The organism is Bradyrhizobium sp. LA6.1, assembly GCF_040547805.1.
In the GTDB taxonomy this organism is placed as follows: Bacteria; Pseudomonadota; Alphaproteobacteria; order Rhizobiales; family Xanthobacteraceae; genus Bradyrhizobium; species Bradyrhizobium barranii.
Genome location: NZ_JBEPQK010000023.1, coordinates 14,879 through 39,333, shown reverse-complemented (window position 1 = coordinate 39,333; position 24,455 = coordinate 14,879). Strand labels below are relative to the sequence as shown.

General features: G+C 63.1%; 19 protein-coding genes and 1 pseudogene. 6 read left to right on the top strand and 14 right to left on the bottom strand.

What is annotated here, in order from left to right:
* Positions 1–72 precede the first annotated feature (72 nt).
* Both ABIB99_RS38105 and ABIB99_RS38100 read left to right on the top strand, forming a co-directional pair.
* Positions 73–639, top strand: coding sequence for a TetR/AcrR family transcriptional regulator (locus tag ABIB99_RS38105; RefSeq protein WP_354180832.1), 567 nt, complete (start codon positions 73–75; stop codon positions 637–639).
* Between the two features lie 48 nt (positions 640–687).
* Positions 688–1,410 (top strand): 3-oxoacyl-ACP reductase family protein, encoded by a 723-nt coding sequence (locus tag ABIB99_RS38100; protein ID WP_354180830.1) that lies wholly within the window; start codon positions 688–690, stop codon positions 1,408–1,410.
* Between the two features lie 73 nt (positions 1,411–1,483).
* Here ABIB99_RS38100 and map read toward each other — a convergent pair whose 3' ends face one another.
* Together map and ABIB99_RS38090 are read right to left on the bottom strand one after the other, a co-directional pair.
* Positions 1,484–2,302 carry a type I methionyl aminopeptidase gene (gene map / locus ABIB99_RS38095; RefSeq protein WP_014498584.1) on the bottom strand — a complete coding sequence of 273 codons (819 nt, stop codon included), beginning with the start codon at positions 2,300–2,302 and terminating at the stop codon, positions 1,484–1,486.
* A gap of 107 nt (positions 2,303–2,409) precedes the next feature.
* Positions 2,410–3,726, bottom strand: a complete 1,317-nt coding sequence (locus tag ABIB99_RS38090; protein ID WP_354180828.1) for a mechanosensitive ion channel family protein — start codon at positions 3,724–3,726, stop codon at positions 2,410–2,412.
* 210 nt (positions 3,727–3,936) lie between these two features.
* Here ABIB99_RS38090 and ABIB99_RS38085 point away from each other — a divergent pair, with 210 nt between their 5' ends.
* A complete protein-coding gene (locus ABIB99_RS38085) occupies positions 3,937–5,730 on the top strand; it encodes a potassium/proton antiporter (RefSeq protein ID WP_354180826.1) in 1,794 nt (597 codons plus the stop codon).
* Positions 5,731–5,913: 183 nt separating this feature from the next.
* On the opposite strand, the gene modC is transcribed toward ABIB99_RS38085, so the two are convergent.
* From modC to mepA, 5 genes are all read right to left on the bottom strand, one after another.
* Positions 5,914–6,576 carry a molybdenum ABC transporter ATP-binding protein gene (modC, locus tag ABIB99_RS38080; protein WP_354180824.1) on the bottom strand — a complete coding sequence of 221 codons (663 nt, stop codon included), beginning with the start codon at positions 6,574–6,576 and terminating at the stop codon, positions 5,914–5,916.
* A 2-nt stretch (positions 6,577–6,578) separates the two neighbouring features.
* Positions 6,579–7,274: a molybdate ABC transporter permease subunit gene (gene modB, locus ABIB99_RS38075; RefSeq protein WP_028160381.1), complete on the bottom strand. Its 696-nt coding sequence runs from the start codon at positions 7,272–7,274 to the stop codon at positions 6,579–6,581.
* A gap of 13 nt (positions 7,275–7,287) precedes the next feature.
* Complete coding sequence (gene modA, locus ABIB99_RS38070; RefSeq protein ID WP_354180821.1) at positions 7,288–8,073, bottom strand: molybdate ABC transporter substrate-binding protein; 786 nt, start codon at positions 8,071–8,073, stop codon at positions 7,288–7,290.
* A 193-nt stretch (positions 8,074–8,266) separates the two neighbouring features.
* A complete protein-coding gene (locus ABIB99_RS38065; RefSeq protein ID WP_354114225.1) occupies positions 8,267–8,770 on the bottom strand; it encodes a hypothetical protein in 504 nt (167 codons plus the stop codon).
* Between the two features lie 342 nt (positions 8,771–9,112).
* Positions 9,113–10,057: a penicillin-insensitive murein endopeptidase gene (gene mepA / locus ABIB99_RS38060; protein ID WP_354180819.1), complete on the bottom strand. Its 945-nt coding sequence runs from the start codon at positions 10,055–10,057 to the stop codon at positions 9,113–9,115.
* Between the two features lie 468 nt (positions 10,058–10,525).
* On the opposite strand from mepA, the gene ABIB99_RS38055 reads away from it, so the two are divergent.
* Complete coding sequence (locus ABIB99_RS38055) at positions 10,526–12,691, top strand: putative bifunctional diguanylate cyclase/phosphodiesterase (protein WP_354180817.1); 2,166 nt, start codon at positions 10,526–10,528, stop codon at positions 12,689–12,691.
* A gap of 204 nt (positions 12,692–12,895) precedes the next feature.
* On the opposite strand, the pseudogene ABIB99_RS38050 reads toward ABIB99_RS38055, so the two are convergent.
* The 7 genes and pseudogenes from ABIB99_RS38050 to ABIB99_RS38020 all read right to left on the bottom strand — a co-directional run.
* Positions 12,896–13,258 (bottom strand): annotated as a pseudogene (locus tag ABIB99_RS38050) (acyl-CoA dehydrogenase family protein); the annotation flags it as partial.
* Between the two features lie 57 nt (positions 13,259–13,315).
* On the bottom strand, positions 13,316–14,107 hold the full coding sequence (locus ABIB99_RS38045) for a hypothetical protein (protein ID WP_354180815.1): 792 nt from the start codon (positions 14,105–14,107) through the stop codon (positions 13,316–13,318).
* Between the two features lie 10 nt (positions 14,108–14,117).
* On the bottom strand, positions 14,118–16,925 hold the full coding sequence (locus tag ABIB99_RS38040; protein ID WP_354180813.1) for an SIR2 family protein: 2,808 nt from the start codon (positions 16,923–16,925) through the stop codon (positions 14,118–14,120).
* A gap of 69 nt (positions 16,926–16,994) precedes the next feature.
* Positions 16,995–18,140 (bottom strand): acyl-CoA dehydrogenase family protein, encoded by a 1,146-nt coding sequence (locus ABIB99_RS38035; protein ID WP_354180811.1) that lies wholly within the window; start codon positions 18,138–18,140, stop codon positions 16,995–16,997.
* Between the two features lie 11 nt (positions 18,141–18,151).
* Positions 18,152–19,372, bottom strand: coding sequence for an MFS transporter (locus tag ABIB99_RS38030; RefSeq protein WP_354180809.1), 1,221 nt, complete (start codon positions 19,370–19,372; stop codon positions 18,152–18,154).
* 161 nt (positions 19,373–19,533) lie between these two features.
* Positions 19,534–20,649, bottom strand: coding sequence for a winged helix-turn-helix domain-containing protein (locus tag ABIB99_RS38025; RefSeq protein ID WP_354180807.1), 1,116 nt, complete (start codon positions 20,647–20,649; stop codon positions 19,534–19,536).
* Between the two features lie 111 nt (positions 20,650–20,760).
* Positions 20,761–22,347, bottom strand: a complete 1,587-nt coding sequence (locus ABIB99_RS38020) for a winged helix-turn-helix domain-containing tetratricopeptide repeat protein (RefSeq protein ID WP_354180805.1) — start codon at positions 22,345–22,347, stop codon at positions 20,761–20,763.
* A 153-nt stretch (positions 22,348–22,500) separates the two neighbouring features.
* On the opposite strand from ABIB99_RS38020, the gene ABIB99_RS38015 reads away from it, so the two are divergent.
* Both ABIB99_RS38015 and ABIB99_RS38010 read left to right on the top strand, forming a co-directional pair.
* Positions 22,501–23,418 (top strand): DUF1127 domain-containing protein, encoded by a 918-nt coding sequence (locus ABIB99_RS38015; protein WP_354180803.1) that lies wholly within the window; start codon positions 22,501–22,503, stop codon positions 23,416–23,418.
* A gap of 46 nt (positions 23,419–23,464) precedes the next feature.
* Positions 23,465–24,439 carry a Bug family tripartite tricarboxylate transporter substrate binding protein gene (locus ABIB99_RS38010; protein WP_354180801.1) on the top strand — a complete coding sequence of 325 codons (975 nt, stop codon included), beginning with the start codon at positions 23,465–23,467 and terminating at the stop codon, positions 24,437–24,439.
* The last annotated feature ends 16 nt before the right edge of the window (positions 24,440–24,455 follow it).

The following is a 24,455-nucleotide window of genomic DNA, read 5'->3' as shown; positions in this document are numbered from 1 at the left end:
CTCGCCGTGCCGCGGGCAATGCCGCCGCATTTTATAATTGACTATTCGTTCCAGAATAACTATTGTGGTGTCATGGCAAGGACCAAGGAATTCGATCAGGACGAGGCGCTCGATGCCGCGATCGGTGCGTTTCGCGAGCACGGCTTCGAGGGAACCTCGACGCCGATGCTTGTCGACGCCATGGGGATCGGCCGCCAGAGCATCTACGATACGTTTGGCGACAAATGGCAACTCTATTGCGCAGCGGTGCGCCGCTACGCGGCCAGCGAGGTCGAAGCCCATCTTGCGGCGCTGCGGGGCTCGCCGCGCGCCATTGACGGCCTCAGGGCGATGATCGACCGCGTCGTTCGCGACGCGAACGAGGCTTGCCTGGGCATCGGCTCGATCAGCGAATTCGGCCGCTCGCGGGATGACCTCACCAGCATCCATGCGGCGTCAGGCCGCGCGCTCCAGGGCGCCGTTTCGAAACGCTTGCGCGAAGCGCAGGCCGACGGCGACGTGGCGCGGGATCTCGACGCCGACGACGCAGCCGAATTTCTGCTGGCGAATGTTGCCGGTATTCGCATCGCCGCGCGCGGTGGCGCCCGGCCGCGCCAATTACGGGCGCTCGGCGCCATCGCCCTGCGCGCCCTCGTGTAATTTTTTTGGTCAAATCTGGAGCGATCGTTCAAAATAAGGAGAGAGCAAATGAGCAGCAAAGTCGCATTGGTGTTTGGTGGAGCGCGCGGCATTGGCGCCGCGATCGCGGTCCGTCTCGCACAGGACGGGTTCGATATCGCGCTGACCTACGTGTCGCGCCCGGACAGCGCCGCCGAAATCGTGGCCGCGATCGAAAACGATGGCCGCAAGGCCGTCGCGATCAAGGCCGATAGCGCCGATCCCGCGGCGATCCGCGCGGCCGTCGCCGAGACCGTGGACCGGCTTGGGGTGCTCGATGCCGTCGTCGTCAACGCGGGTATTCTCCGCCTCGGTCCCGTCGAGCAGTTCAGCCTCGAAGACCTCGACCTCATTCTCGATGTGAACATCCGCGGCGTTTTTCTGGCAATCCAGGCAACAGCCGGGCAGATGCGCGACGGCGGCCGCATCATCACGATCGGGAGCAACACGGCGATCCGGACAGGGACGCCGGGAGGCAGCGTCTATGCCATGACCAAGGCCGCCGTTGCCTCCTTGGTTCGCGGCGTTGCGCTCGACCTGGCGCCTCGCCGGATCACGGTCAACAACGTCCAGCCGGGCCCGACCGAGACCGACATGACGGCCACGATGGTGTCGCGGCTGAAAGAGATCGTTCCGTTGAAGCGCGTCGGTGAGCCCGGCGAGATCGCCGCGCTCGTGTCATACTTGGCGGGCCCGGAATCCGGCTATATGACCGGCGCCAGCCTCACCATCGATGGTGGCTACGTGCTCTAAGAGGCCCGCCTCTGACGACGGATCGTCGTCGGCGAACAGGATGGCAGGATCGCATCGCGGTCCTGCCGGGCCATCACCCGATCTGCTTCTCGCCGTGCCGCTTCGACAGCGTGAAGATCTCGACGCCCGTCGCGGTCACCCCGACGGAGTGCTCGAACTGCGCCGACAGCGAGCGGTCGCGGGTCACCGCGGTCCAGCCGTCGGAGAGAATCTTCACGTGCGGCTTGCCGAGATTGATCATCGGCTCGATGGTGAAGAACATGCCGGGCTTGAGCTGAACGCCTTCCCCGGGCCGGCCGATATGGATGATGTTCGGCTCGTCGTGGAACATGCGCCCCAGGCCATGGCCGCAGAAATCGCGCACCACGCTCATGCCCTGTGGCTCGACGAAGCTCTGGATGGCGTGGCCGATGTCGCCGGTGGTGGCGCCGGGTTTTACGGCGGCGATGCCGCGCATCATCGCCTCATAGGTCACCTCGATCAGCCGCTCGGCCTTGCGGGCGATCGGGCCGACCGCATACATCCGACTGGAATCGCCGTACCAGCCGTCGACGATGAAGGTGACGTCGATGTTGACGATGTCGCCTTCCTTCAACGGACGGTCACCGGGCATGCCGTGGCAGACCACGTGGTTGAGCGAGGTGCAGGTCGAGTAGCGGTAGCCGCGATACATCAGCGTCGCCGGATAGGCGCCGTGGCTGAACGCGAAGTCGCGGACGAACTGGTCGATGCGCTCGGTCGGCACGCCGGGCCCGACGATATCGGTGAGTTCGTCGAGGCACTTCGCCACCAGCGCGCCCGCCTTGTGCATGCCGGCAAAGGCGCTCGGCCCGTGCAGCTTGATCTGTCCGGTCTTGCGCAGGGAGGTATCGGAGGCTTCGACGTAGCTCATGCGGGGCTGGTCTCGATGTCGGCGGAAGGGCTTGATTTCAGGGCCATAATCTAATGATCACGGGCCCTCATGCAAGTCACGCGTGGCTCTTGCGCCCGAAACAGGGCCTAATTCGGGACTTCTACGGTGGTTTCCACCGGCAGGGCGCCGCCCCGGACGCGAATCTCGCGGACGGGATAGGGAACCCGGATGCCCTCGCGCTTGAAGGCCTCCCACAGCGCCAGCATCACGTCGCTCTTGACGCCATCCATGCCGTCGGGGTCCGCGATCCAGAAGGTCAGCGAGAACTTCATCCCGGCTTCCGCGAACTCGGTCAGGATGCTGTTCGGCGGCTTGCCCTTCTGCGCGCGGGGATGGGCGGCCGCGGTCTCCGCGGCGAGCTTGCAAACCAGCCGCGGGTCGGCGTCGTAATTGGTGCCGAAGGCGATCTTCACCAGCGTGTTCTTGTCGGTATAGGTCCAGTTGACGACCTTCTGCGTCACCAGGTCCTCGTTCGGCACCAGGAATTCGCGGCCATCGCCGGCGGCGACGGAAATATAGCGCGTCTTCATCGCGCTGATGCGCCCGGTATTGTCGCCGATGGTGACGAGGTCGCCCGGCTTCACCGACTTGTCCGCGAGCAGGATGATGCCCGAGATGAAGTTGGCGACGATCTTCTGTAGGCCGATACCGATGCCGACGCCGACCGCGCCGGAGAACACCGCGAGCGCCGAGAGATCGATACCGACCGCGCCGAGCGCGATGACGATTGCGATGGCCAGCAGCCCGATCCGGATGATCTTGACCAGCAGCACCTGCACCGACGGGGTCAGATCGGTGGTCGAGTTGATCCGGCTCTCGGCGAAATTGCTGGCGATGTTGGTGGCCCAGAGCGCGATGAGCAGGAGCGCGCCGGCCTTGATCACCAGCAGCGGCGTCAGCCGCAGGCCGCCGAGCACGATCGCAAAGGAATCAAGCAGGTCGACCGTCGTGTCGAGCTGTCCGATGATGGACAGCGCCGCGACGAACCACGCCGAGATCGACACCAGCTTGACGATGAAGGCGTTGCGCAGCACCGAGGTCACGAGCCGGATCGCAAGCCAGGCCAGTCCCAGCTTGGCGGCGACCATCAGGAGATAGCTGCGGCTCGGCCAGGTCGCGTGATACATCACCACGCGGGAGAGGATCACCATCAGGGTGAACACCGCCGTCGAGGCGCTCGAGACCATCACCCGGGCGAAGTGCCGGAGCGGCAGCGGCCAGTGTATCGCCAGCGTTGTCATGTCGATGCGGTTGCGGACCCCGGCTTCCGCGGCATAGGCGATGCCGGCCGCGGCCAGGATCAGGCCGAATTGCAGGTAGAACCAGGGCGAGGAGATTTCCGCCCCGACGCTGCGCGCGGTGGTCTGCACGAACTCCATGAAGTCTTTGAGGTCCATGTCCATCGGTCTCGTCGGCAAGCAGGCGGGAGGATTTGATTCGAGGGCGGCGCAGAATTCCACAAAGGGCGCCGCCGGGCCATCGATACACCGCTAAGTGAAGCGCGTTAAGGCCGCAAAATACGGGCAGATTGCCGCGAGTGGGAGAAAATGGGTTGGCGTGGGAGTCTGCCGACGATAAGGATGCAATTCCAGCGATTTGTACCCGGAAGGTGGATGGCTTCCCTCGACTCTGTCAGCCTCGCCATATTGCTCGGCGCCGTCCTCGTCATGGCCGGTATCCTGTCGAGCCTGCTTGCTCTGCGCTTCGGCGCGCCCTTGCTGCTCGTCTTCCTTGCCATCGGCATGCTCGCGGGCGATTCCGGCCCCGGGCAGCTTCAGTTCGACGACGTCCGCACCACCTATCTGGTCGGCTCGGTGGCGCTGGCCCTGATCCTGTTCGACGGCGGCCTGAAGACGCGCTTTGCCAGCATCCGCACCGTGCTCGCGCCCTCCGTCGTGCTCGCGACCGTCGGAGTGCTTCTGACCGCGCTGATCACGGCGCCGTTCGCCAAATACGCGCTCGACCTCAACTGGACGGAATCGCTGCTGGTCGGTGCCGTCGTGGCCTCGACCGACGCGGCTGCGGTGTTCCTGCTGGTGCACACCCAGGGCCTGCGCCTGCGCCCGCGCGTCGGTGCGACGCTGGAGGCCGAATCCGGCACCAACGATCCCTTCGCGATCTTCCTCACCCTGATGCTGGTCGAATACATCTCGCTGGGATCGAGCTCGGCGGGCCATGTGGCGATGGAGTTCATCCAGGAGGCGGTGCTGGGCGCCGTCGTCGGCTTCCTCGGGGGTCGTCTCGTCGTCGTCGCGCTCAACCGGGTTGCGCTGCCGCAGGGCCTGCATGCGCCGTTTGTCACGACCGCGGCGCTCGTGATCTTCGGCGGCTCGCAGATCATGCACGCCTCCGGATTCCTCGCGGTCTATCTCGCCGGCATCATCATCGGCAACCGCCCGACCCGCGCGCATAATTCGGTTGTGGCGTTCCTGGATGCCGCGACCTGGCTGGCGCAGATCGTGATGTTCGTGCTGCTGGGCCTGCTGGTTTCGCCGAGCCGGCTCGGCACGAGCGTGCTGCCGGCGGTCGGGGTTGCGTTCGTCCTGATGCTGGTCGCGCGGCCGATCGCGGTGTTCGTGTGCCTGGCGCCGTTCCGCTTCAACTGGCGCGAAAAGATCTTCATCGCCTGGACCGGCCTGCGCGGTGCCGTCGCGATCTTCCTGGCGTCGATCCCGATGCTGGTCGGCCTGTCGAAGGCCTATCTTTATTTCGACGTCGCCTTCGTCGTCGTCATCATCTCGCTGCTGCTGCAAGGCTGGACGCTGGCACCGGCAGCGCGCAAGCTGCACGTGGCGCTGCCGCGCGCCGAGCGTGGTCCACGCCGCGTCGAGCTGGATCTGCCCGGCCAGCTCGAGCAGCAACTCGTCGGCTATCCGGTGCGGCCCAAGAGCCTGTATTTCCGCCGCGGTCTGATCCCGTCCTGGTCCAAGCCGACGCTGGTCATCCGCAATGAGAACATTTTGACCCCGACCGAAGCCGATCCGATCGCGCCCGGCGACTACATCTATCTGCTGGCCCCGCCGGAAAAGGCCGAGTCGCTCGACCGCTTCTTCGTCGACATGCAGCCGAGTTCGGCGCCGGATCCGCATTTGCTCGGCGACTTCATGGTCTCCGGCGAGCACACGCTGGCCGAGCTTGCCGAGATCTACGGCGTGAAGGTCGGCGAGGATGACGGCAAGCTGACCCTCGCCGACTATTTCGACGTCCATCTCGACCGCGCGCCGAAGGAGGGCGCCGAGCTGCCGCTGGACGAGATCGTGCTGGTTGCGCGCAGCATCTCCGGCGGCCGCGTCAACGTCGTCGGCCTGCGTCTGCCGGAGGACGAGGAAACGCCCGCGCCGCTGACGCGCCGGCAGGCGCTGCAGCGCAAGCTCGCGGATTTGTGGACGTCGGTGGCGGGGGTTTAGCGCTCACCATTGCTTGCGCGCCGCCGCCACAACCTCGCTGTCATCGCCCGGCTTGACCGGGCGATCCAGTAATCCGAGACGATTGTGATTGAACCGAGAAGCCGCGGCGTACTGGATGCCCCGCCTTCGCGGGGCATGACAGCGATGGTGGGGCGAGGTGTCTCGGCAAGCCGTCAGCGCCCCTCACGTCAGCACCTTCACCCCGCCGAACGATGTCACCCGCCCCTGCTTCAGCATCACGATCTGCGTCGCGAGCTGGCGCAGCTCGGCGACGTCGTGGCTGACATAGACCATGGGGACATTGGCCTCGTCGCGCAGCCGCACCAGATAGGGCAGGATCTCCAGCTTGCGGCCCTCGTCGAGCGCGCCGAGCGGTTCGTCGAGCAGCAACAGGCGCGGCCTCGACAGCAGCGCGCGCCCGAGCGCGACGCGCTGTCGTTCGCCGCCGGAGAGCTTTCCTGGACGGCGATCAAGGAGCGTGCCGATGTCGAGCAACTCGATGATGCGCTTGTGCTGGGCAGGATCGGGCGTGAGGCTGTTCATCCGCCGGCCGTAGTCGAGATTCTGTGCGACGTTGAGATGCGGAAACAGCCGCGCGTCCTGGAATACGTAGCCGATGCGGCGGCGCCAGGTCGGGACATGGATGCCTGCCGCGGTGTCGTCGACGGTCTCGCCGTCGATCACGATGGTGCCGCGGTCGGGCCGCAGCAGGCCTGCGATCATGTTGACCAGCGAGCTCTTGCCGGCGCCCGATGCGCCGAACAGGCCGATGACGCGGCCCTCGCCGGTGAAGGATGCGGAGAGCGAGAATTCGCCGAGTTGTTTTTCGATGTCGACGCGCAGCATGGTCAGTTCCCGTGCAAACGCTGTGTGGCGCGGCGGGCGAACCATTCGGCGGCGATCAGCGCGCCGAGCGCGAGCACGATCGAGATGATCACGAGTCGTCCCGCGGCCGCGTCGCCATCGGGCGTCTGGATCAGCGAGTAGATCGCCGACGAAATCGTCTGGGTTTCGCCGGGAATGTTGGAGACGAAGGTGATGGTCGCGCCGAACTCGCCGATCGCCTTGGCAAAGCCCAGCACCATGCCGGCGAGCACGCCGGGCAGCGCCAGGGGTAGCGTCACCGTGAAGAACACTTTCCAGGGCGCCGCTCCCAGCGTCTCAGCCGCCTGCTCGAGCCGGCGGTCGATCGCCTCGATCGACAGCCGCATCGGGCGCACCAGCAGCGGAAACGACATCAGGCCGCAGGCGAGCGCCGCCCCGGTCCAGCGAAACGCGAAGACGATACCGAGATAGTCGGCCAGAAATCCGCCGACGAGTCCCTTGCGACCAAAGGTGAGGAGCAGGAGATAGCCCGTAACGACAGGCGGCAGCACCAGCGGCAGATGCACGAGCGCATCGAGCACCGATTTGCCCCAGAAATCATGGCGGGCAAGCAGCCATGCCAGCGCAATGCCGAACGGCGTTGCGACCAGCGTGGCGATGACGGCGACCCTGAGCGAGAGCAGGATCGCCGTCCATTCGGCGGGAGAGATGTCGAGCATCAAGTCGTAGATATCAGGTCGTCGGGCTAACCAGGAACTTGAAGCCGTATTTTTCCAGAATGGTCTTGGCGGCGGTCGAGCGTAGGAAGGCGAGATAGTCGTTGGTCTCGGCCTTCGCGGTGGTGGTCGCGGCGACGGGATAGATGATTGCCGGATGCGAGTCCGCCGGGAAGGTGCCGACGACCTTCACGCCCGGTTCGACCTTGGCGTCGGTCGAATAGACGATGCCGAGATTGGCCTCACCACGCGCCACCAGCGTCAGCGCGGCGCGCACGCTCTCGGCCATCGCGAATTTCGGCTCCGCGGCCTGCCATGCGCCCAGCTTCTCCAGCGCCGCCTTGGCATATTTGCCGACCGGCACCGACTTGACGTCGCCGGTCGCGATCTTGCCGTCGCCCGCGAGCTTGGCGAGGTCAAAGCCTTGCGCGATCGTGACGTTGTCGATCTTGGAGTCCTTCGGCGCGATCAGCACGATGCTGTTGCCGAGCAGATTGACGCGGGTCGGCTCGTTGATGGTCTTCTTCGAGATGGCGTAGTCCATCCAGTCGGTGTCGGCGGAGACGAACACGTCGGCCGGCGCGCCCTGCTCGATCTGCTTGGCGAGCACCGAGCTTGCGGCATAGCTGACGCTGAACTTGACGCCGGTCTTGGCGGTGTAGGCGGCGTCGATCTCGTCGAGCGCGTTCTTCATCGAGGCGGCGGCGAATACGGTGATGGTCTTGTCCTCGGCGGCGGCAGGCGAAAGGCTCGCGCTCGCGAAGAGGACGAAAGCGGTGAAAAGTCCGGCAATACGAATCATGGAGTGCGCTCCGTGCGAGTTCGCGCGCGCGAATGCACGCGCAAATCTGGCGTTGGGTGGGTTGGCGTGCGACGGGCGGAAGCGCTGTTCCACGTGTCCCCGCAACGGCTTACGGCCGGCGGGGATATCGCAGGTGCGAAGATAGCAGGCTAAGCCTTCAGGTCAAAGGCGGCCGTTTGTCCAACCAAGCGACTTATTGTGCCGGCAGGATCGCGATCGACAGCGAATTGTCCTTGGCGCCGCTGACCTGGAGCACGAAAGGCTGCGCCGACAGCTCGTATTTCATGGTCTTGCGGATGCCGTCGCAATCGGTCGCGCCGCTGAAGGCCACGGGCTTGAGGAAGTGCCCGTCCTGGACCACGTCCACCCAGGCCCCGCTGGACAGGCTGACGGTGTAGAGCCCGGCCTTCGGCGCCTTGATGCTGGTGAAGCCCGCGAAGGTGCCGTCCTTCGGCGCCCTTTCCGGCGGCGTCGGCAGCTTCGCGTCCGCGGGGGCAACCAGCCCCAGCGTGATGGCCGACGACGGCAGCGCCGCCTGTTCGCTTCCCGTGGCGAGCCTGGCACGGTCCGGCGCGGTGAGCGCGGCGCGCTCGCGCTCGATCGGCCATTTGAACTTGTCGCAGCCGCTGGGCTCTTCGGCGGCGAGAGCGGAGGTCGCGCTGAGCGAGAGCACGGCGAGGAAAGTGAGGACGCGCATGTCAAATCTCATCGTTGGCCACGCGAAAGAGGCGGGGCTTGCGGTCATTGCTGAAAGGCGGGATGCGCGTCCCGACAGGGCCGCTCGGCTTACGGCAGAGCGGCAAGGCGATCCTAGCGCATTTCAGAGGATGGGAGCCAGTCATGACTCTGTCATCCCGGACAAGCGCAGCGAAGCGGAGCGCAGATCCGGGATCCATAGCCCCAGGGAGGAATTTGACGAAGACTCGGAGTTACCGCTTCGCTCAACCACCGCTCCCTGTGGTTATGGATCCCGGGCTCGCGCTTCGCGCGCCCCGGGACGACAGCGGTGGGTGAGGCGGCAGCTTGCCCAGCCAGCCGCCTATTGCTTCGCATCCACCGCGTGCAGCACCGCCTTGCAGGCCGCCGGCATCTGCGCCAGCGTCATCGGCGGCTTTGGCTTCGGCGGCTCCGGCGGAGGCTTCGGATGCAGCACGGCGTCGCTGAACCAGTAGGCGAGGTCGGACGGCTTGCAGCCTTCGTCCTCGGATTGCGACGACTGGCCTTCGCATTCGCTCGAGCCCGCCGGGCAGCGCATGCGGATGTGGAAGTGATAGTCGTGGCCCCACCACGGCCGGATTTTCGACAGCCAGGAGCGGTCGCCCTTGGCCTCGCGGCACAGCGCCTTCTTGATCGCGGGATTGACGAAGATGCGCTGCACCGCCGGTTCCTGCGCCGCGTCGCGCAGCACCAGCACATGAGCAGGCGTGAACACCTTGGGGTCGATGTCGAGCCGGTCCTGGCGCACCATCATCACCGCCGACATGTCCTCGCGCTCCTCGCGTGACAAACGACGGTCCGGCATCGGCGTCAGCCAGATGTCGGCATCCAGGCCAATTTGATGGCTGGCATGGCCTGACAGTGCCGGCCCGCCACGCGGCTGGGCGATGTCGCCGACCAGAATGCCCGGCCATCCCGCGTCCTTATGCGCCCTGGCCGCGAGCCGCTTGATCAGCGCGATCATGTCGGGATGACCGTAATTGCGGTTACGCGACAGCCGCATCACCTGCCAATTGTCGCCGTTGAGCGGCATCTGCATGGCGCCGCCGATACAGCCCTTGGTGTAGGAGCCGATGACATGCGCCGTTCCCTTCGACGGCAGCAGCTTTCGCGCGAACAACTCCTTGGCGCCGATGCTGGGATCGTTTGGGTTGGCGAGCGGCGGTAGCGGTTTTGGGTTAACGCTGCCCTTGTCCTGGGCCAGCGCGGCGCCGGCGGTCAGGAACGTCATGACAAGCAGGAGAGGAGCGAGGCGGCGGGGACTCATGCTGTCATCCTTATAACGCAACGCGGCGTCAGGGTTAAGAAACAGTCCTTCGGCTGAAATATTGTCCGAAAGTCGCAGTTCCCTACGCGCGGTCGGCCGATTTTTAACGACGCGATAACCCTCTCGTGCATTGACCAAAATTCGTGCGTGGGAGGCGTGCTCCCAGCCCTCTGTATGCATTCGCGCGCGATCTCGGAAATGATTCAAGGCAGCGCGCAATTTTGCGCCATCGCGTTCTCCGATGACGACGATGTGATGGGCTTGGCGCGCCCGGCGGCGCTGTCGCGCCGCGCAAAGCGGCAATAACGGCTGCTTTCCTGAGGCCACCAGACTGTGCGATCGATCGACAAGCCACCCAAGATTACTTTTTTTTCAGACACTTGCCCCAAAACTTGCGGCCACTGGGCGCGACTGGGACGCATAGAGTTGAGTTTGGGGTCTCGAAAAACAGCAAAGCGAAAGGGAGGCGTGCTCGCCCGGGCTCGCCGACAGCCGCGCAAGCCGCGCTTCGCGCGCGCGCCTCGACCCGTTTCCGAACGCGACGAACTCCTGCGCCGCCGCGCCGAGGCGGAAGCCGCGATTGCCGAGGCCCGCAAATCCCATGAGCGCCTGCGCCAGGCCATCGACCTCCTGCCGCAAGGCATCGTGTTTCTCGATGCCGAAGGCCGTTACGTGCTCTGGAACAGGAAATACGCCGAGATCTACAGCAAGACCGCCGATCTGTTCGAGGAAGGCGCGCGCCTCGAGGACACGCTGCGCATCGGCGTCGCGCGTGGCGACTATCCCGAGGCGGCCGGCCACGAGGACGAGTGGATCGCCGAGCGGCTGCAAAAGCTCTATCAGCCCGGCGCGCGCCACGAGCAGATGCTCGCGGACGGCCGCGTCATCCTGATCGACGAGCGGCTGACCGACGACGGCGGCGTGGTCGGCCTGCGCGTCGACATCACCGAGTTGAAGCAGCGCGAGGCCTCGTTCCGCCTGCTGTTCGACGGCAATCCCGTCCCGATGATCGTCTGTGCGCTCGACGACGAGCGCATCCTCGGCGTCAACGATGCCGCGATTTCCCATTACGGCTATAGCCGTGCCGAATTCGAGAAGCTGAAGATCCGCTCGTTGCAAGCTTTCGACAGCGAGCCGCCCTGGACCACCGATCGCTCCAGCGAGGAGCAGGCCGCACGCACCTGGAAGCACGTCAAGGCCAACGGCGCGCTGATCGACCTTGCGATCTATTCCCGCGAATTGACCTATGCCGATCGGCCCGCGGTGCTGCTGGCGCTGATGGACATCACCGAGCGCAAGCGCGCCGAGGCGCGGCTCGCCTTCATGGCCCAGCATGACGGGCTGACCGGCTTGCCGAACCGCAACCTGCTGCGCCAGCAGGTGGACGAGATGCTGCTGCATATGCGGCGCAGCTCCGACAAGGTCGCGCTGCTGATGCTGGGGCTGGACAATTTCAAGGCGGTCAACGACACGCTGGGACACGCGGTCGGCGACAAGCTGCTGCGCGGCGTCGCCAAGCGGCTGCGCTCGACCTTGCGCGAGGAGGACGCGCTGGCGCGGCTGAACTCCGACGAGTTCGCGATCGTGCAGAGCGGGCTGACGCGTCCCGAGGATGCGGTGATGCTGGCCAAGCGCCTGCTGGAAGCCATCGCCGATCCCTATCTGCTCGACGGCCATTCCGTGGTGATCGGCGCCTCCATCGGCATCGCGATGGCGCCCGGCGACGGCGATGATTCCGAAAAACTGCTCAAGAGCGCCGACATGGCACTGTCGCGCGCCAAGGCCGATGCCCGCGGCACCTTTGCGTTCTTCGAGGCCGCGCTCGATGCCAGGGCGCAGAGCCGGCGCAAGATCGAGGTCGAGCTGCGCGACGCGATCCAGAACGACGTGCTGCGCCCTTATTACCAGCCGCTGATCGACCTCTCGAGCGGCCGCATTACCGGCTTCGAGGCGCTGGTGCGCTGGCCGCATGCCGAGCGCGGCATGGTCTCGCCGGCCGAGTTCATTCCGGTCGCGGAAGAAACCGGGCTGATCAATCCGCTCGGCGGCCTGATGCTGCGCCGGGCGTGCCTGGATGCCGCGACCTGGCCGGACGACGTCCGCGTCGCTGTCAACCTGTCGCCGCTCCAGTTCCGCAGCGGCAATCTGCTCTCGGTGGTGACGGACGCGCTGAAGCATTCCGGCCTGCCGGCGCGGCGGCTGGAGCTCGAGATCACCGAGACGTTGCTGCTCGAAAAGAGCGCGCAGGTGCTGGCGACGCTGCATGCGCTGCGCGCGCTCGGCGTCCGCATCTCCATGGACGATTTCGGCACCGGCTATTCCAGCCTCAGCTATCTGCGCAGCTTCCCGTTCGACAAGATCAAAATCGACCAGTCCTTTGTGCGCGATCTCGGCGCCAACCGCGAGGCCCAGGCGATCATCCGCTCCATCGTTAGCCTCGGCAAAGGCCTTGGCGTCACCATCACCGCCGAGGGCGTCGAGACCGAAGCCGAGCTGAGCTGCCTGCGGGCCGAGGGCTGCGACGAGGGCCAGGGCTTTCTGTTCAGCAAGGCCCGGCCGAATGCCGAGATCATCAGCCTGCTCGCCGCCCAGCGCGGCATCGATGGTGGCGAGAAGGCTGCGATGGTGGCGTAAGGCGGGCTGCCCCTTACCTCGCCCCGCTTGCGGGGAGAGGTCGGAATGCGCGCGTAGCGCGGATTCCGGGTGAGGGGGGACAGGTCCTTCAACGACCGCCCGTGTGGAGAGATGCCCCTCACCCCAACCCTCTCAGCGCGAGCGAAGCTCGTCGCGGCCCCGTAAGAACGGGGCGAGGGAGCGCAGCGTCATTGCGGCTGTAGTTCAGCGTCCCTCCGCCAAAATCGCTTTCCCCACATCCTCATAATGCGTATCCCGCGCCTGGATCTGCTGCGCGATCGCGTGCATGTCGCGAAAGCGCCGCTCGAACGGATTACTGCGGAACACCGCGGTCGCACCCGCCATGTGATAGGCGGCGTCGACCACCTTGGCCGATTGATGGATGGTCCAGGTCGCGGCGAGGCGAACGGCGCTGCGATGCGCCGGGCTGAATTGGCCGGTCGCGCAGAGGTCGCGCCACATCGCATTCACCGTCGCATAGAGATAGGCGCGCGCGGCGCGTAAGTCCCCCTCGGTGCGGCCGATCAGACCCTGGACCGCCTGGTTGTCGCGCATGGCGCTGGCCGCGCCCGGCGACGCCACGGCAAAGTTTTCATCACGGCGTCTCTCATTCCTGCTTTACAATCATCGGGCATTATTGGTGCGAGCAGTCGGCGACCAAGGTGCGTGATACCGTCGATCGTGGCGTCGACCAGCATCGAGCAATACTTGTTCGATGGATCTGCGTTCCCATGCATCTTCGCCTATAGATTCTGCGTAGGGTAAAACGGTCTCGGAGATGAATTTTTCTGTAGCTATATCCCCAGGCGAAGGATGCGGTTCTATCTTTCCTGTCACGTACATCTCGACGAGCCGTTTCGAAGCGATTTCATTGAGAAGATCTGTCGTTATTGCAGGAATGTGGGGGACAATCATGCCGAGAGCAAAATCACGGCGTTGATTATCTGAGCTATTCGCAATGCTTAAGATAGTGCGCTGGTCTACTATTGGGACCATCCTGGCCAAATAGGCGCAGGCGGAGCCGAGCGAATGTTGGCTGGTCCAGTCTTCGGGCGGAAATTTCGAGTGAAGAACTTCGATCCACTCGCCGATTCGTTCCACTTTGATCGGATGCTTATCGCGATTCCCCGAGAATAAGAAATCATCCAAGAGCTTCAGGACTCTCAAGGTGTCGCGCTGAAGTGCGTCCAGTGCGAGTGTCTCTTCGATCGAAATGTTGTAGTCGCTTATCAGAGAACAGAATGTACGCTCCTGGACCTTTAGAGAATCGATATTCTTTAGAGCTCGAATGACGATGCGCTTTGCTTGTGCTTCGGCTTTTTTCGATACGAGCGCAAGCAGTACTCGACGCAGCGTCGTGTCAGGTTCGGCCCGCGCAATCTCGTTTAACTTAACGTTCCAATCGTAACTTCGCACTGCTAGGCATCTAAGTAACTCCATATGCCACCGAGATCCAGGGCGGTTTGATCGGATGTAATCCACCAGCTGGTTTGCTCGGCGTGGAGTGAAAGTCAGATGCCACCAACGCCAGACTCCCTTGCCATATCGCAGTCCGAGATACAGCGCCGAAAACGGCTGCATACAAGCCGCGATCAAGTTGTTGCGTGAGATATTTTTGAACTGAGATGTCATCGTCGACATCCTGAAGCGATGAACATAGCAAACCTCGGATTAAAGCCGTTTCCTTCCTTGACCATGCGAGGAGCTTGTCTCGATACGGCTTCGGAATGTCGCCCGCTACGCTGGTAAATGCGGAGCCTGCGTTTCCGTGATCCTCATCTTCCGGTGCGGTTACCGTCGCCCGCAGCGTTGATAAGAGGTGTTCTAGCAATGCATCGCTAGAGATGTGTTTTCCTAGCGTCGGTCCGAAGAAATTCAGAAAATTGTAGCCTCGTTCATTGCGCCCGAGTTTATCAATCCACATGCAGACGCCGTCGTCCGACAAAGTAGGCAACAGAATAGCTGCAGCCCAGCCGCCTAGCTCGTCATCGCGCTCCGTCAAGTCTTGCAGCTTTGGGATCGCCTGCTCAGAAATCGGCCATCCTTCGATAGAGAAAATAAACTCACGTTGTTCGTCGTCGGACGGGGGAAACGTGATCAAAAGATCAATGAGGACCTCCCAAAGATCCTGCTTGCCTATTTCCGCTACGTTAGCAATGGTTGCAGCTAATTGCCGGTCTATTGCATAAACATCGCCTAGCAGTTGCTTGGAATCGTGGTCCTCAAGCAGGGTGGCCGCCCAAGCGACAGCGTTATCCCACCGTCTCACATTAAGAATTGTCGAAAGGTGCTGTTTATTGATTCGCCATGAGCGGGCGAGATAGATCGCTGCGAGAAATTCCGTGATTGATCGATGTATAAACCTCACGTGATCGTCTATCTCTGAGATCAATATCCCGACGCTAACCAATCGATCGATCAGCCGGCGGCTCTCCCCGGCACCGTGTGTCCGAGTGCCTTTGGCTTCGAGCTTAAGCGCAGCCTTGTTGATTGGAAACGTGTCGTATCCTGACGTCAGGACTTCGTTGGCGAGCTCCGATAAGAGGGCCAGAATCCTGTCCGAATCTGTGACTCCCGCTGTTTCTAGCGAACGGGCAAGAAACTTTGAAAAGAGAGCCGGAGCCGAAGTAATATCTCGATGATATCCAATCAGCCGCCGTGCGAGGGTCAAAACGAATGGGGTCTTGAGAGACTCGAAGAGATCGAAGGATACATCCTCTTTGGTTCTACCAAGTTCGGCTAAATTCGATTGGACGAAGTCTTCATCTAAGGCGTCAATCGTGAAGACGGGCAGTGTGGGATCGGATGCCAAGTCGGCGCGTCTCGTGCCAAATTGCAGAATTACGTGGCGGAAGCTCGATGTCAGGATTTCCAATTCGATGCGCCACTGACCAGAATCGAGATATTCGGATGGCATTTCATCGAGCGAATCGACGAACAAGACGATGGTGTGGGTTTGGGAGAGGCGTGCTAGATCAATCGATGTTGGAACCGTGGCCGCGAGTAGCGACGTAAAACTACCCTTATAGAGACGAGCATCTAATAAGATAGGAATCTGTGGAGCATCCCCCCGTTCATCTTTGGCTAAGCACCAGTCGAGCAATTCGCGGCCAGCACGGGAAATGCGGTCAGCGAGAGCGAACGACTTTCCGGAGCCGGCGCGCCCTTGCAAAATAAAGGACTCGTCAAGTTGTTCTAAGAGGCTCGATAGGTCGGCCTGGTGAAATGCCCGAATTCGTCGTGGAAAGTGGTTGTGGTCGTGCCAGCTGGCCAATGTGACTCTTAGTGGGAACGAGATGGCGGGAGTCGGGCGGATTAGCCGCGCCGCGTAGCGGATCAGGTCGCGCTCGGGATCCTCAGTTTTAGAGCGTGTCGTGGTCTTGGCTTTGTCGGCGTGTTCCTTCGAAAGGGTTCGAAGTAAGCCAATTAACTGGTCATGGCATGCGCCATTCAATGTTGTCTGATACCCAACGAGTTGCAGGCGATATTGTCTCCAATAGTAGTCTCTTAACTCAGCGCTCGCATCGGCGACGATGGCCCAAAGCTCTCCAGCATTTCCATTATATCGTTCCTTCAAAGAACGAAGGAGCATTAGCATGTCGGGATCACGTAGCCCGTATCCCAAGAATAAAATGGGTCTGCTTACGAATAGCGTTTCCAGTGCTGCCTTTACAAGATTCGACGCTCCGAACAGAATGCGATCGTACTGGGATGAAGAGAGGACAAGGCTCTCGGCCTCTCCTAGATCTCCATGGGGTTTGAAGATGAAATGATTGGCGCTAGCTTTTTGGATATCGGCGAGCTCAGCAACCTGACGGTTGGTTACCGTACGAAATTGGCCGAGCCTCCCTTCCAGTCCGAGTTGTTGCTCAATGAGGGTATCGAAGTTAGTGGTTACGAACCGCTGGGGTCCAAGATTGGTGATAAGCGAGTGAATCTCGTGAGGGCGACATTTCGTAAACTCAAGGTCCTCTCGTAGGGTTGACGCAATCTCCAATGAGGTCATCTGATCCCCAAGCTTGTCGGCGGCGTCGAGTAGATCGCCTCGAGCTAAGGCATCTTGGGCAAGCAGCGCGCCCCGACCGCGGCGCACGCATGCCGCGATGAGTCCCGCGAGGAGCGAATTCCAGTTGGGCAAACCCGACCAGATGGAGACGCCTGAGCCGATGAATAGTACGGTATCGGAGTGAGCCAGTACATCTACAAGCGGGCGTTCATTAGATTTGAGCAGCATGACGTTCCGGCACGAATTCTAGCAATCGCTGAAGAAGCACGATAAAGTTGTGGTTGGCAATATCGCAATCTAGAGCAAAAGAGCCTTCCCCACATCCTCATAATGCGTATCCCGCGCCTGGATCTGCTGCGCGATCGCGTGCATGTCGCGAAACCGTCGCTCGAACGGATTGCTGCGGAACACCGCGGTCGCGCCGGCCATGTGGTAGGCGGCGTCGACCACCTTGGCCGACTGATGGATGGTCCAGGTCGCGGCGAGGCGAACGGCGCTGCGATGCGCCGGGCTGAATTGGCCGGTCGCGCAGAGGTCGCGCCACATCGCATTCGCCGTCGCATAGAGATAGGCGCGCGCGGCGCGTAAGTCCCCCTCGGTGCGGCCGATCAGGCCCTGAACGGCCTGGTTGTCGCGCATGGCGCTGGCCGCGAGCGACTGGTGCTTTGCCCGCGACAAAGCGATGGCGGCATCCAGCGTCGCGCGCGCGACGCCCAGCGAGACCGCGGCAAAGCCGAGGCTGAAGGTCGAACCGGTGCCGATCCTGTAGAGCGGACCCGTCTCGCGCAGTGCGGACGGCACGTCACGAAACGCCGTGAAACGCTCGGGGATGAAGAGGTCGCTCACTTCATAGGAATCCGTGCCGGTGCCGACGAGCCCGATCGCCTGCCAGACGTCATGCAGCACCGCGCTCGCAACCGGAAACAGGATGGTGCGAACCTCCGGCGAGCCGTCGGCATTTTTGCGCGGCGTCCCGTCGGCTCCGACGATGCGGACATGCGCCCCCAGCCAGCTCGCCTGCCGCGAGCCCGAGGCAAAATCCCAGCGCGCTGTGACGCGATAGCCGCCCTCGACGCTGCGCGCCTCATGCGCGATCGCGCCCCAGGCAAGGATGCCGGGCGGTGTTTTGAAGATCTCGTGCGCGGTGCCGGGATCGAGCGAAGCCGCGATCATAGCGCAGACGCTGCATTGGCCGAGACACCAGGCCGTCGAGGCATCCGCCTTCGCGATCTCTTCCTGCATCTGCATGAAGATCTCGATGGGGGCCTCGGCGCCGCCGAGACTTTGCGGCAGCAGCGCGCGATAAAGCCCGTTCTCGATCAAAGCCGAGACGACGGCCGGCGTCAGCCGACGGGAGCGCTCGATCTCGTCCGCTTCGTGCGCAATCAGTGGCGCGATTGCCCGGGCACGTTCAACGAGATCGAAGCCTTGCGGCCTGTTCATGCGTCACCTCGTCAGGCCGCCGCGCGGCCAAGGTCGAGCTGTTGCCTGCGCTTGGTCGGAAAACTCAGCGCCACTGCGACGGCGGCAAGCCCGATCGCGAAGGAGCCGACGTGCAGCCAAGTGTATCGTTGGAAATTGTCGAACACGAGCCCACCGGCCCATGGACCCAGCGCCATGCCGAGGCTTGCAAAGGCCGATACCGCGCCGAACACGGTGCCCATGATGCGCGCGCCGAAGTACTCGCGGACCAGCACCGCATAGAGCGGCATCACTCCGCCATAGGCGAGGCCGAACACGACCGAGAGCGCGTAGAATTCGCCGAGCTGCGCCACCGCGAGATAGGTCGCGATGCACATCGCCTGCACGAACAGGCCGCCGACCAGCACGGGTTTGGCGCCGATGCGATCGGCTGCCGCGCCGAGCAGCAGGCGTCCGCCGAGCCCGGAGACGCCGGCGACGCCGTAGACCGTCACCGCGGTGAGCGGGGCGATGCCGCACACCATCGCATAGGACACCATGTGAAAGATCGGACCGGAATGCGCCGCGCAGCAGGCGAAATGCGCCGCCGCGAGCGCGATGAATTGCGGCGTGCGCAGCGCCTGCGCCGCGGTCAGCTCGATCTCCGGTGCCGCGTCGGTGCTTGCCGGGCCAGTCGCTTGCGGCGCCGGCCGCACCAGGAAGCAGGCCGGGATCAGCAGCACCCACGCGGCGATGCCAATCACCAGCATCGCGGTGCGCCAGTCATAGGCCGAGATCAGCCAGCTTGCGGTCGGCGCAATCGTCACCGGCGACACGCCCATGCCGGCGGAGACCAGCGCCACCGCGAGGCTGCGGTTCTTCTCGATCCAGGCGCTCGCGAGCGCCATCATCGGCGCGTAGAAGCTGCCGGCAGCGACGCCGATCAGCACGCCGAAGAACAGCTGGAATTGCCACAGGCTGGTTGCCTGGCTCGCAGTCACGAGACCGAGGCCCAGCAGCAGGCTTCCGGCGAGCACCACGATGCGCGTGCCAAACCGGTCCGACAGCGTGCCCCAGAAGAACGCGGCAACGCCCATGCAGAGGAAATCCAGCGTCGCCGCCGCCGACACGCCCGCGCGCGACCAGCCCATCGCTTCGGAGATCGGCTGCAGGAAGACCGCAAGCGACAGCATCGTGCCGAAGCCGACACAGGTCATCAGCGCTCCCGCGGCGACAACGACCCAGCCATAGTCGAACCCTGACGGCTTGCTCATGCGTTTCCTCGGCGCTTTTGCTCTTGTTGATGGTGCGCGCGGGGATGGTGGCCCATCTGTTGGCGGAGGGCAAGGTTACGCGCAATGCGCGGGTACAGAGCTCGTTACCTTGCAGCTGCCTTGAGCACTCGGCACGCGCCATGGGCCGCCGCAACGTCGATTTAGGAGGTGTTTTGTGCAGCAGTTTCGCTGCCCCCGCGTGCCTGTTGCATTTGCCCCGGCCACCCGTACGCCGAGATCAGGCTCATATAGGCCTCAAAATCCGTGCCGGTCATATTGAGGGAGCGGCTGCACTGTTGAAGGGCTTCTTCATATTGACGGAGGTGCAAGTGTGCGACGCAGAGCAGCCGCGCTGCGATGGTATCTTGCAAGACGGCCAGGTTTGCGAGGTCGCCGTCGAACCGATCCGACCAGATGTCGCGGGCGGTCTGAAGGTCGGTCAGAGATACGTTGACCCGCACCTGGTCTCCGTTGCGTCTCACCGCGCCCCGCACGGCCCAGCGGACGCGGAGATCCGTCGCGAGCTGCTGCAAATCGATCACCTTCTTCTTGTAGGTCAAGGCGGTGTCGCGTCCAACAACGAGAGTGGCGGGCGTTCGCGCGAGATCGGTGGTCAAGCCTGTCGAGATCAAGTCGGCAAAGGAGTCCTGCGCCGGACCGTCGTTGAGGCTGGCGAAGGGCAACACGACGAGAGAGAGGCGAGGCGCGATCTCGGGCCTGACTGTCGGTTGTGCCGGGATGTTTTGAGCTTCCCGTTGTGCGTCGGTACGGACTGTCTTCCAGGCATTCCAGTATCCGGCAACGCCACCGGCAATTGCGCCGATGGCGGCGACCGACGCCAGCACGCTGCCGACGAGCTTCAAACGGCCCCTGAGGTCCTCCAGCCAGCCTGCGGATCGCCGTTCGCCAACAGCGTTTGCAGAGGCCACCGGGATCGCAACTGCTGCCGTGCTTCCTGGTTGCCGATCCTCATCGTGCACGGCGCCCACGAAACGAAAGCCCTTGCGTGGAAATGTCTTGATAAGACGTTGTTGCTGACCGGAGTCACCGATCGCGCGCCGGACGGCGTTCAGCCGGGTCGTCAGCGCCGCATCGGATACGATCCGGCCATTCCAAATCGCGTTGACGAGATCGTCCTTGCTGACGACGCGATCCCTGCTGCGGATCAGATGTTCGAGCAGATCGAGAACCTGGGGTGTCGTGGGCACCACATCGAGCCCGCGCCGCAATTCGCGCCGCTCGGTGTCCAACGCACAGTCCTCGAAGAAATAGCGCATGGCACCATTCTCCAAGCCTGCCCTCTATTCTCCGAGGGCGCGGGAGCAATAATCCGTGGAGAATAGGCCTTCGCTCCCGAAAATGTAAGCCGCGAACATTGGTCCACCCCGTCAGGGGGGGCCAACGTCGTGCTTTTCCGGAAGGCCCGCTTCGCAGAGACCCTTCTCGAAGATCGCGAAGTCATCTGCCCGGCGAAACGGTGCCAGATTCTCGAGATTGGCACGAAGATCTGGATTGCATTCAAGGGCTTGCAGGAGGGATCGTTGCGCTCGTTCACGCCGCCCGGCGAATGCGTTGCTGGCTGCGGCAATGCAGGTCACGAGCAGGAAACTCGTCTGACCACGCAATGCGGTCTCGGCGCATGATACTGCCGCGTCATAGCGGCCCGCCAGAAAATGCGCATACGCCATGGCTCCCTGCGCGTCGTAGTACATGGGCGGATCGAGCGGGCTCAATCTCACGGCATGTGCGGAGTGCTCGAGGGCGAGATCCGGCTCTCCCCTCCAAACTCTCAGCCAGGCACTGGTGGCCCAGGCTTGCGCGAAGTTAGGGTTGTCAGCCAAAGCTCGATCCACGAAAGCAGCCGCGTCGTCGAACTCGCGGGCTATGAAGGCGAGCGCATATCCACCGACGGACAGTGCAACCGGATCATTTGCCCCCAGTTCTACGGCCTTCCGGGCCAGCCGGGTGGCTTCCGCAATTTCCTTCGCGGGATCGCTGATCCAGCCGTTCGCCTTGCGCCGGGTATAGCACCAGGCGGCCATGGCATAGCCACAAGCCAGTCGAGGGTCGAGTTCGGTCGCCTTGCAAAAGAGCTGCAGCGCCTCGGTGTTTGCGTTGTTGGACCAACGGGATTTCGCCAGCCCGCGCAGATAATGATCATACGCATCCAGATTTTCGGGCGGCTTCCGCCTTGCCCGCTTGATTTCCTCACGCTGCAGCCTCGGGGCGATTGCGCCTATGACACTGGACGTCAGATTGTCCTGCAGATCGAACATGTCCTCAATCGGGCCCTCAAAGCGGTCTGCCCAGAGATGCGTTCCAGTTTCGGCATCGATCAGCTGTCCCGCGATTCGAATGCGATTTCCGGCTTTGCGCACGCTGCCTTCGAGGACATAGCGTACACCAAGCTCGCGGCCGACCTGCTTTACGTCAACGACCCGGCCCTTATACGCAAAGCTCGAATTGCGTGCGATCACGAACAGCCAGCGAAAATGAGCGAGGGCCATCGTGATTTCCTCCACGATGCCGTCTGCGAAATACTCCTGTTCGGGATCGGAGCTGAGGCTGACGAAAGGGAGTACGGCAATCGAGGGCTTATCCGGTAGCGGGAGGGCCGCTGTTCTCGCTTCTGACAGGTGAGGGACGGTTGAAGGACCCGGCTCCCGTACTTCCCGAACGGCTCCGACGAAACGGAAGCCCTTGCGCGGGATCGTCTTGATCAGGCGCTGCGCTTCCCCGCAATCGCCGACTGCCGTACGGACGCCATTGATGCGGGTCGCAAGCGCTGCCTCCGATACGATGCGCCCCTTCCAGATGGCGTTCATGAGGTCGTCTTTGCTGACGACACGCTCCCTGTTGCCGATCAAGTAGTCGAGAATGTCGAAGACCTGTGGCGCAACGGAAATAGCATCGGCCCCGCGATGCAGCTCGCGCCGATCCGTGTCGAGCACGTATTCATCGAAGAGATAGCGCAAGTTGCCACTCCCGTCGTTGGATGAAGCCGCCTCTGCACCTGCTGGGGCGTAAAGTAAGGCGCCGGTCAGGAAAATGTAAGCTGCACGTCAAGCGTGCCCGGCGAAGTCCTGACATCCTGCCCTCGGTAAAGGTATCGCCAAGGGATATCGCCGATGAGTACCATCAACGGCGTTGCACAGGTGCGACGGACTGCCACACCCGTGCAGCAAGTGACCAGCCTTTTCCTGCGGGTCTGGAGCGCATGGCAGAAGCGCCGAAGACGACTGAAGGTACAAACCGCTCTCTGTGCCCTCAGCGATCGGGAGCTGATTGATCTCGGCGCGACGCGCGCCGAGATTGACTACATTGCCTTGCAGCAAGGCCGCGCAAGGCCCGATCGTCCGGCACCCTGGCGCATTGGTAGTGCGCTTGCGATCCTGTTGCTCGTCAACCTGTTCAGCTTGATTTCCGTAGATCGCGCCGAGGCTCAATGCACGGCGCAGGATGGTTTGCGGAGGCAGCTGGCGGTCAAGGTCGACCCGCCGGCTCCCAGATCGGAGATTCCGATCAGCTCGGCTGCAGATGTCCTGGTGTGGAAGACGATCCGGATAGGAACATTCACGGACACATTCGCCCTGCGCAGCGCGATGAGTGCAATGGGCTGCGGCGTCGGAAACGCGGCCGATGAGATACTCGCTCGACCGGCCTTTACCCTAAGTCGCAGGAAGGCGGAGCTTGAGCTTGTTGTCGTGTCGGTTGCCGAGCTGGGCTTTCAAGGCGAGGCTTCGCTGCGGGAAATCTATACGCGTGCACAACAGCTCGGTCTTGCTCTGGCGCCCGCCGAAATCGCGCCCCAGCTGAGACTCCAGTATTTGGACCAGCCGATCGGTGAGTTTCTCACCATCGGGATGGAGCCTATCGGAACGTGGGCGGGCGAAGCGGTCGTCCTGACGGTGGCGAATGGCGGAGCAGGCCTCATTTTGATCGGCCAGGATGGCCGTGAGGACGCGCAGATATCTGCGATATCCCGTTTTGTGTTCGTGCGACCCGGCTCATCCATGGCTCCAGAGACCGCAGCGATGGCCAGGTAGCATGCTGCGATCTCATTTGGTCTGGGCTCGATCAGGGAAACGGGTGATGATCACGCGTCGTGATGTGTTGTCGGCGGCCGCCGCCGCGTTCGCCGCTGCGCATATTTCGCCGCGGGCGCTCGCACAGCCGATCGCGAGAACCGCGCATATCCTGACGGGCTTCACGCCCGGGCTGCAGGATGGGTTGGCGCGGCTCGTGGCCGGCCAGATGAGCGGCTATGCGGAAACCATCGTGGTCGAGACCCGTCCCGGCGCGGCCGGTCGCATCGCGGTGGAGGCGGTGAAGAGCGCCGACGCCGACGGATCGGTCATGCTGTTCGCGCCGCTCGGCTTCATGATGTTCTTTCCGCACGTCTACAAGACCCTGAGATACCATCCGCGGGATTTCACACCGGTGTCGACTGTCGCCTCGACCCCGACATTGCTGACGGTCGGTCCCAGCGTACCGGCCGACGTCAAGACGCTGGCGGACTTCGTGGCCTGGTGCCGCGCCAATCCGAAGCACGCCACCTTTGGTTCGCCGGGCGCCGGAACCTCGCTGCATTTTCTTGGTACGACGCTGGGCCGCACCGCCGGCTTCGATTTTCTTCACGTGCCCTATCAGGGCGGTGGCGCGATTCAGGATCTGGTCAGGGGCGTGATTGCCGCGACCGTCATGCCGATCGGCAGCTCGCTCGGACTCGTCCAGTCCGGAGATCTTCGCGCGCTGGCGACCACCGGACCGCGCCGCAGCCTGTTTGTTCCGGCGGTGCCGACGATGCGGGAGGCCGGATATCCGTCGCTCGAGGACCTCACATGGTTTGCGTTCTTCGTTCCGGCCAAGACGCCGGCGCCGATCGTCGATAAGCTCAACACCGCGATCCAGGCGGCCTTGCGCACCGACGAGGTCAAGGCCGGCATGGCAAAGCTGGCCGTCGAACCCGACGCAATCGCCATGGAAGACTTCGCCCGGCTGATCGCATCCGAATCCGACCGGTGGAAGGCGATCGTTCAGGCAACGGGGTTCGTCCCGACCGATTGAAGCGGCATTGACAGGA